Genomic DNA, 8,104 nt, shown 5'->3' on the forward strand with positions numbered 1-8,104 from the left:
TCGGCAGGGCCTTGCGTCAAGCCTCCTATCCGACCTCGAAGAGCTCCTTCAAGGCGCATCCGCGACCGTGCCGCTGGACGAGCCACACGTAATCCTGACCGGCGAGTGGATACCGGAGAACTTCCTTCTCGCCGAAGAGTTGGGGCAGTGGCGCCTCGCCGCTCTGATCGACTTTGGCGACGTGATGACCGGCTGGGGCGAGTACGATCTCCTTGGCCCGAGCGCCTTCATGTGCGCGGGGCTACCTAATCGTGTCCGCTGCCTCCTCGAAGGGTATGGTCTGGAGCGAAAGATGTTGAATGCGGAAATGAGGCGAAGGCTGTTGACACTTATGGTTCTGCATCGCGCCAGCGATTTGCGGCACATCTACATCGATGGATGGGAAGCGCGGATCAGCAAACTGGCCGATCTTGAGACTGTTATCTGGCCTATCGAAGCAAGCTGCTGAGAAATCTGGCCTATGAGAGATCGTTCGTGCTCGCAGCGAAGTTGGTCAGGGGTCGAAGAACTGCCGTGGAGCACGAACCTTTACCCCCGCCGGCTTTCACCGCGAGGGTTTGAAGGGCAAGCGCCAACCCAAGGGGTGCGCGGGGTCCGGGTGCGGCAGCCTTCGCCGCCGTGTCGAATGTCGATGTCGAAATGTCGAGGCGGCTGATGCACGCCGCTCCCGAACCCCGCGCGCGGTTCTCTTAAGGTGCCCCGCCGTGCTTTCAGGTCCGGCTGGACCGGGCTCATGCCCGGACGACGAGGCCCCTCCGCTATTCCAACCCGCAACGGTTGTTCAAAGCGGACACCGCTCTCCTATCCGGCCGCACGATGCCTCGCGACAGCCCCCTTGGTCGGACAGGACAGGCGGGAGAATAAGCCAGGTTTCGGAGGCGGGGATTGATTGTCGCGCCATCCCCGCGCCTCTTTCGCAAAAGCCCGCAAAAGCTTAAACAGCTTCGCCGTCATGCGGCCTCAACCCGGCCGTGAAGGCGATGCCAGATGCGCGCGCCGCGCCAACAAGAGCAACAGGACTAACGCCCATGTCTCTCGTCGACTCCGTCCGCCGGACGATCGTGCCGATCCACAAGGAAGGCTATGTCTTCATCGCCATCGGCGTGGTGGCGACGCTCGTGCTCGGCCAGCTCTGGGGGCCCTTCGGCTGGATCGGCACGCTGATCACGCTGTGGATCTGCTATTTCTTCCGCGATCCGGTGCGGATCGTGCCGCAGCGCGAGGGGCTGGTGATCTCGCCGGCCGACGGCCGCATCAGCCAGATCGCCACCGCCGTGCCGCCGCCGGAGCTCGACCTGCCGGCTGAGCCGATGACGCGCATCTCGGTGTTCATGAACGTCTTCGACTGCCATGTGAACCGCAGCCCCGTCGCCGGCCGCCTCCTCAAGATGGCCTATACGCCCGGCCTCTTCCTCAATGCCGAGCTCGACAAGGCGAGCGAGGACAATGAGCGCAATGCGCTGGCGATCGAGACGCCGGCCGGCACCATTGCGGTCGTCCAGATCGCCGGCCTGATCGCACGCCGCATCGTGCCCTTCGTCAAGGAGGGCGATCCGCTCGGGCAGGGCGAGCGCTTCGGCCTGATCCGCTTCGGCTCGCGCGTCGACGTCTACCTGCCGCAGGGCGTGACCCCGCTGGTCGGCGAGGGCCAGACCGCGATCGCCGGCGAGACCGTGCTGGCCGATTTCTCGGGCAACGACATCGCCCGGGCGTTCCGGGGGATTTGAGAGTCGAAGAAGGGCGCGGGGAACCCTTCTCCCGTGTGGGAGAAGGGCAGGGATGAGGGCCTGCCCTATCCGGAGAAGGCGCAACGGCTCGGCATCGCCCTAACAATCAGCGCCGGTCCCTCACCCCTACCCCTCTCCCACACGGGAGAGGGGTTCCCGCGCCTGCTCGCTCCCCACGCTAGCCTCCCGCTTTAAAACCGCGTATTCCGGCGCTCATGAGCGACCTCTTTCCCCCATTCGAGCCTGAGCGCGTCGAATCGAAGCGCGCCCGCTTCAAGGCGATCCCGTTCCGGCTGATCGCGCCCAATGTCGTGACGCTGATCGCCCTTTGTCTCGGCCTGACCGCGATGCGGCTCGCGGTCGACGGTAAATTCGAGTCGGCGACGATCTGCATCCTCGTCGCGGCCCTGCTCGATGGCATCGACGGGCGCCTCGCGCGCCTGCTCAAGGGCACCTCGCGTTTCGGCGCCGAGCTCGATTCACTCTCGGATTTCGTCTGCTTCGGCGTCGCCACCGGTTTCGTGCTCTGGACCTTCGTCCTGCACGATCTGCGCTCGTTCGGCTGGATCATCGTGCTGACGCTGGCCTGCGCCATGGCGCTCCGGCTGGCGCGCTTCAACGTGATGATCGACGATCCGAACCGGCCGGAATGGCAGAAGAACTTCTTCGTCGGCATGCCGGCGCCAGCCGGCGCGATCACCGCCATGCTGCCGTTCTACCTGGAGTTCGTCGGTCTGCCGGTGAAGGAGTATGGCGCCCCCTTCGTCGGGCTCTACATCTTGTTCATCGCCTTCCTGACGATCTCGCGCATCCCCTGCTATGCCGGCAAGACGCTCGGCACCCGCGTCCCGCGCGACCAGGTGCTGCCGATCTTCGTCGCCGTCGTCGTCGTCGCCGGCCTGCTCTTCGCCTATCCGTTCGAGATGCTGGCGCTGGTCGTCGTCGCCTATCTCGCGCTGATCCCGCTCAGCGTTGCGCGCTATCGCAAGCTGGAACGCGAGTATGCCACCGCGGCCGCGCTGCCGACGGTGGCCGAGCCGGTGCTTGAGACGGGCTCCGAACCTAAGGCTTAGCGCCGCTTCGCCAGCCGGCTGACATTGGCGCGGGTGCGCCGCGAGAATGGCTCCAGCGTGCTGTGGACAGCCTTGGCGGTTGCTTCGCCGAGCCCGTTCGGGGTCAGCGGGTTGAACGCCATGCTCCACCAGAACAGTGTCGCGGCATGGCCGATGGCGAAGCTGCTCTCCGCCATGGCCGCAGCCTTCTCGACCATGGCCTTGCTCGCCTCGCGCTGGCCCCTGGCGTCGCCGAGCGCGCCCTTGGCCAGGATTGGCATCCGCATGGCGATGGTGAGCCCGGCATCGACCTGCATCGCCACCATCTGGGCGAGGACGCTTTGCGCGTCCGCCGCCAGCGCGACGGTCGAGGCAGATCCAGTTCGTGACGCCATGGCGAAAGCTCTCCGGTGACGAGAAGGGGGCCGCGTGGGCCGAGCCTCGCGGGTCGCCGCCACGCCCGCTCATCTGATGTGGCAAGCTAAACGAGTTAGTGCAATCCGGAACCATGCATGGCCACGCTCAAATTCTACGCATTGCACAGGAGATGCAGCCACCCCATGCGCGAGGAGCGGGGCAACCGGGTGGCCGGCTCCCCAGGAGAGGGCTTGGGATATTCCGCAACAGGCTCTAAAGCCTTGCGGGAAACCGTCCGGGACGCGCAGCGAGCCGACACTTGAATCTCTTCAGCTCCCAGAAACCGCCGGGCTGGCGGCCGAAGCTGGTTCTGGCCTCGGCCTCGCCGCGCCGCCTCGCTCTGCTCGAACAGGCCGGCCTCAAGCCCGACGCGCTCTTGCCGTCGGATCTCGACGAGAGCCCGCTCAAGAGTGAGCGCCCGCGTGATCTCGCCCGCCGGCTCGCCCGCGCCAAGGCCGAGGCCGGGCTCGCCGGGCTCAAGGGCCGGCCCGATCTCGAAGGCGCCTATATCCTCGCCGCCGACACGGTGGTCGCGGTCGGCCGGCGCATCCTGCCCAAGGCCGAGATCGTCGACGAGGCGGCCGCGTGCCTCCGCCTGCTCTCCGGCCGGGCGCACCGGGTCTATACCGGTGTCGCGCTGGCGACGCCGTCGGGCACGATCCGCGAGCGGCTGGTCGAGACGCGCCTGCGCTTCAAGCGGCTCTCGAACGAGGACATCGAGAACTACCTCGCCTCGGGCGAATGGCGCGGCAAGGCCGGTGCCTATGCCATCCAGGGCATCGCCGGCTCCTTCGTGGTCAAGCTCGTCGGCTCCTATACCGGCGTCGTCGGCCTGCCGCTCTACGAGACGGTCAATCTGCTCGGCGGCGAAGGCTTCCCGATCCGCCTCGGCTGGCTGAATGTCGGCTGAGCGAGCGCAAGCCAGACGATCATGGTCCTGATCTGGCTTTCGCCGCTCATCCTCTTCCTCGGGCTGATCCTCTCCGGACGCTCGGCGCTGACCGCCGGAGCGCTCGGCACGATCTGCGCCGCGCTCGTCGCCTTCCTCGCCGGCCCGGCCCATCCGGATGCGGCTGCGATCATCAGGCATTTCGCCGCCGGCGCCTGGATCGGCCTGCCGGCGACGCTCGTCATCGTCGCCGGGCTCGCCTTCTCGCTCAGCCTCGAGCGGGCGCAGGCCGATGTCGACCCAGCCCGTCCCGAGCATGGCGCGCTTGCCGAGGCCTGCCTGCTGCGCGGGCCGTTTCTGGAAACCGCGACCGGCTTCGGCGTCGGCTATGTCGTCGCGGTCTCGGGCGCGCGCCGGCTCGGCGTCGACAAGGCGCCGGCGCTGGCGCTCGCCACCTTCAGCCAGATCCTGGTGCCCTGGGGCGCGCTCGGCATCGGCACCAGGATCAGCGCCGACATCGCCGGCGTGTCGCTCACCGCGCTGATCTGGCGGATCGCGCTGGTGACGGCGCTGCTCTGCGCCGCGCTGCTGCCGCTGTTCTGGCGGTTGTCGCGGCAGGCGGGACTGGCGCCCGCGCTCGCCGACCGCGCCGAATGGGCCGGCCTCATCCTGCTGCTGATGGCCCTGCTGGTCGCAGCCAACCTCACTCTGCCGCTGGAGCTCGCCGCCATCGCGGCGCTGGCGCCGGTGATGCTGCTGCGCTTCCTGCGGGTCAGGGGTTGGGCCGGGCTCGACCGGGCGCTGCTGGTGCGGCTCATGCCCTATATCGCGCTCGTCGTCGCGCTGGCGCTGATGCGGCTGGTGCCAGCGATCCATGATTGGCTGGAGACCCCGTCCTTCAAGCCCTTCGCCGACGCTTCGGCTTTCGCTCCTCTGCTCTCGCCGGCCCTGCCGCTCATTATCATCGCGCTCGTCGTCGCTCTGCGCCGGGGCGGGGCAAGGCAGGCGTCGGCTTTGATGAAGCTGACGCTGCAGCGCTCGGGACGCGCGGCGCTATTGACCTTCCTGCTTGTCGGCATGGCCTGGATCATGGTCGGCTCCGGCCTCGCCGGCGGCATCGGCCTTGCCGTCAGCAGCGTGCTCGGCTCCTGGTCGGCCGGCATCGTGCCGGTTGCCGGTGCGCTTGGCGGTTATCTCACCGGCTCGAACACCGGCGCGGGCGCCGTCTCGATGCCGCTCGCCACCGCGCTCGTTCCTGCCGGCGAGGCGCGGCTCGCGGTGATCGCCGCCGCAGTCGTCGCCGGCAGCCTGCTTACGGCGGTGAGCCCGGTCCGCGTCACCATGGGCCAGGTCCTGATCAAGGCGACCACCGCCGAGACTGGGCAGGCAATGCGCGCGCTCTGGCCCTGGTTCGTGCTGGTCACGGGTTTCACGATCGCCATCGCGCTCATGGCCGCGCAGCTCGCCTGAGGCCCGGCACGGCGGCGCATGCCGGCTTGCATGCCATGCGCTTGCCCCGGCTGCCGCGAGTGCCGATGCTGTCGCGATCACGAAGGCGCCGGCATCAGATGGCGCGCAGGGCAGGGAACGTTGGAATGGCTGGACGTCTTCAAGGGAAGGTCGCGATCGTCGCGGGCGCGGGCTCGATCGGCCCGGGCTGGGGCAATGGCAAGGCGACCGCGACGGTGTTCGCCCGCGAAGGCGCCAAGGTCGTCTGCGCCGACCGCAATCTGGAGGCTGCCGAGGAGACCGCGAGCATCATCAAGGGCGAGGGCGGCGAGGCCCTCGCGATCCGCACCGACGTCACCAGCCAGGACGATCTCGGCGCGCTCGTCGAGGCGACGCTCAAGGCTTACGGCCGCATCGACGTGCTCGACAACAATGTCGGCATCGCCGAGGTCGGCAGCGTCGTCGACCTGCCGCTTGAGACCTGGGAGCGCGTCTTCAAGGTCAACCTGACCGGCTGCTTCCTGGCGATGAAGCACGTCATCCCGGTGATGCAGCGCCAGTTCGCCGAAAGCGGGCAGGGCGGCTCGATCATCAACATCTCCTCGATCGCCTCGATCCGCCACACCGGCGTGCCCTATGCCAGCTATGGCGCCAGCAAGGCGGCGATGAACCAGCTCACCCGCACCACGGCGGCGCAATACGCCCCCGAGAAGATCCGCGTGAACGCCGTGCTGCCCGGGCTGATGAAGACGCCGATGGTCGAGCATTCGGCCGGGCTCGCCCAGACCTATGGCAAGGGCGACGTCGCCGCGATGTGGGCCAAGCGCGATTCACAGGTTCCGATGGGCCATATGGGCGAGGCCTGGGACGTCGCCTGGGCGGCGCTCTTCCTCGCCAGCGACGAAGCGCGCTATGTCACCGGCATCGAGCTTCCAGTCGATGGCGGAGTGACCTTGCAATATGGCGCCTGAACAACCCGGGAATCCCGCCCCGCCTGCGCGGCCCTGCCCGATCTGCGGCAAGCCGGCCGTGCAGCGCTTCAAGCCGTTCTGCTCTTCGCGCTGCTCCGATATCGACCTCGGCCGCTGGCTCAAGGGCAATTACGTGATTCCGGGCGAGCCGGTAGAAGAGGCCGAGGAAGTGCCGATGCGGCGGGGCGAGGACGACTGAGCCATGCCAAAGGCCCTCGTTTTGATGATTGCAAGCTTAGGCCTTGGGTCAGCCTTGCGCCGTCTTTCCGGGGCTTTGCGATAGCAAAGAGCCCGGAACCCAGAACCGATATCGGGTGCCGGAAAGGCACTGCCATTGCTGCGCCTTGATGATGGTCGGCATCGGCTCTGGGTTCCGGGCTCAGCCCTGTGGGCTGCCCCGGAATGACGGCGAGCCGATTGTACGATCGGTCAAAGCCTGGAGCCGTTGGTATCAGACAAAGAATGGCCCGGCGCTTCCCTTTCGGGAGGACGCCGGGCCGTTCACTGACCGCCGCGCGACGGGTCAGGTACTTTCCGGTGGGCTCAGCGCCCTGAATTCCGCCTGCCGCGCGATCGAGCCACCGGTACATCCGCGGCTTGCTCCAGATCGGCGGTAGGCACGGCGCCGTCACCGGCGCCGCCGCATCAACCCGGCCGCGACGCTTTGGTTCCAGGGTTTGTTCACGCCAGAGGGCCGGCCACGCTCGCGGCTTGCCGGATGGGCGGCGCCATCCGCTTTGGCGCAGCAAAACGGCGGTGCAGGCCGCGGTTTTGACGCCTGTGCAGCCCCGAACGAAAATTTCACACGGGCCGGATCGTTTGTCGGCTGGACAGCCCGTGCCCGCCGCTCTATATCGCCTCCCACCAACCGAAGCGCGGCGCGCTTCGCGGGACGCCCAGGTAGCTCAGTTGGTAGAGCATGCGACTGAAAATCGCAGTGTCGCTGGTTCGATTCCAGCCCTGGGCACCATTTTTTAGTAAATTATACCAACCTCTTGTCTACGTTTGAAAATTAGGTTTGTGAGTCGGCTGTTCCATAGGCGTTCGCAACTTGTCGATGGCTGACACTACAAAATCGGCTCGTGTGAAGGCTTTGGTGTAGCTCTGAACTTCCTTGAGCGTCTTAGTACTCGGTGACAGCCGCTATCGTGTGAGCTGTGCATCCTGCTTCGGCCATTCTGAGTAGGCTGTGGCAACTGCCCATCAGCCCACCTTACCGCCATCCCGAAAGGAATGGTGGTGGCGAGGAGAAGGGGCAATACTGATGGGGCGGGCCCCATCAGATAATGCCTTTTCGCCACAAGGCCCCGGCCAGCCCCGCTAGGCCAATCAACAAGAATGTCAGTAGCATCTTGATCTCACCAAGGAGCTTGTTGGTGTGGCCTACCTTGTGGTTGATGTAGTGGAGAAGTTCACCCTCAGAGGGTGGAGGGTCTAGGCTCTCGAAGTCCCTGGCAAAGCCGGAATCCTCACGCTCCTTCAATTCTTTCCCTCCGGAATGGACAATCGGCTCTCAGTGGCTAGAGGCACGTCAGGATACGGTTTCCGAGACCTCCTTCCGGTTAGGTTCCAGCTGCTGGCGAGCATTAATCGCCTGCT

Annotated in this window: 8 protein-coding genes and 1 tRNA gene; 8 read left to right on the top strand and 1 reads right to left on the bottom strand. The window is 66.4% G+C overall.

The window, feature by feature from the left end; translation table 11 throughout:
• The 3 genes from ACSQ3M_RS28345 to ACSQ3M_RS28355 all read left to right on the top strand — a co-directional run.
• Positions 1-448 (top strand): phosphotransferase (locus ACSQ3M_RS28345; RefSeq protein ID WP_436153426.1); only part of this gene is annotated, 448 nt, incomplete at its 5' end.
• 532 nt (positions 449-980) lie between these two features.
• Complete coding sequence (locus ACSQ3M_RS28350; protein WP_284173032.1) at positions 981-1,727, top strand: phosphatidylserine decarboxylase; 747 nt, start codon at positions 981-983, stop codon at positions 1,725-1,727.
• A 215-nt stretch (positions 1,728-1,942) separates the two neighbouring features.
• Entirely contained in the window at positions 1,943-2,800 is an 858-nt protein-coding gene (locus tag ACSQ3M_RS28355; RefSeq protein ID WP_436153427.1) for a CDP-alcohol phosphatidyltransferase family protein, read from the top strand.
• Here ACSQ3M_RS28355 and ACSQ3M_RS28360 read toward each other — a convergent pair.
• A complete protein-coding gene (locus ACSQ3M_RS28360) occupies positions 2,797-3,174 on the bottom strand; it encodes a hypothetical protein (protein WP_436153428.1) in 378 nt (125 codons plus the stop codon). The two genes, ACSQ3M_RS28355 and ACSQ3M_RS28360, sit on opposite strands and share 4 nt — an antisense overlap.
• 281 nt (positions 3,175-3,455) lie before the next feature.
• Here ACSQ3M_RS28360 and ACSQ3M_RS28365 point away from each other — a divergent pair, with 281 nt between their 5' ends.
• The 5 genes from ACSQ3M_RS28365 (at position 3,456) to ACSQ3M_RS28385 (ending at position 7,475) form a co-directional block, all read left to right on the top strand.
• On the top strand, positions 3,456-4,106 hold the full coding sequence (locus ACSQ3M_RS28365; RefSeq protein ID WP_436153429.1) for a Maf-like protein: 651 nt from the start codon (positions 3,456-3,458) through the stop codon (positions 4,104-4,106).
• Positions 4,107-4,127: 21 nt separating this feature from the next.
• Complete coding sequence (locus ACSQ3M_RS28370) at positions 4,128-5,555, top strand: hypothetical protein (protein WP_436153430.1); 1,428 nt, start codon at positions 4,128-4,130, stop codon at positions 5,553-5,555.
• 125 nt (positions 5,556-5,680) lie between these two features.
• Complete coding sequence (locus ACSQ3M_RS28375) at positions 5,681-6,505, top strand: SDR family NAD(P)-dependent oxidoreductase (RefSeq protein ID WP_436153431.1); 825 nt, start codon at positions 5,681-5,683, stop codon at positions 6,503-6,505.
• Positions 6,495-6,704, top strand: a complete 210-nt coding sequence (gene yacG, locus ACSQ3M_RS28380) for a DNA gyrase inhibitor YacG (protein ID WP_436153432.1) — start codon at positions 6,495-6,497, stop codon at positions 6,702-6,704. The genes ACSQ3M_RS28375 and yacG overlap by 11 nt, the downstream gene beginning before the upstream one ends.
• A gap of 695 nt (positions 6,705-7,399) precedes the next feature.
• Positions 7,400-7,475: transfer RNA gene (locus ACSQ3M_RS28385), tRNA-Phe, on the top strand.
• Positions 7,476-8,104 lie beyond the last annotated feature (629 nt).

Origin of the sequence: Allobosea sp. LjRoot90 (genome assembly GCF_964254315.1) — a bacterium.
Lineage (GTDB): Bacteria > Pseudomonadota > Alphaproteobacteria > Rhizobiales > Beijerinckiaceae > Allobosea.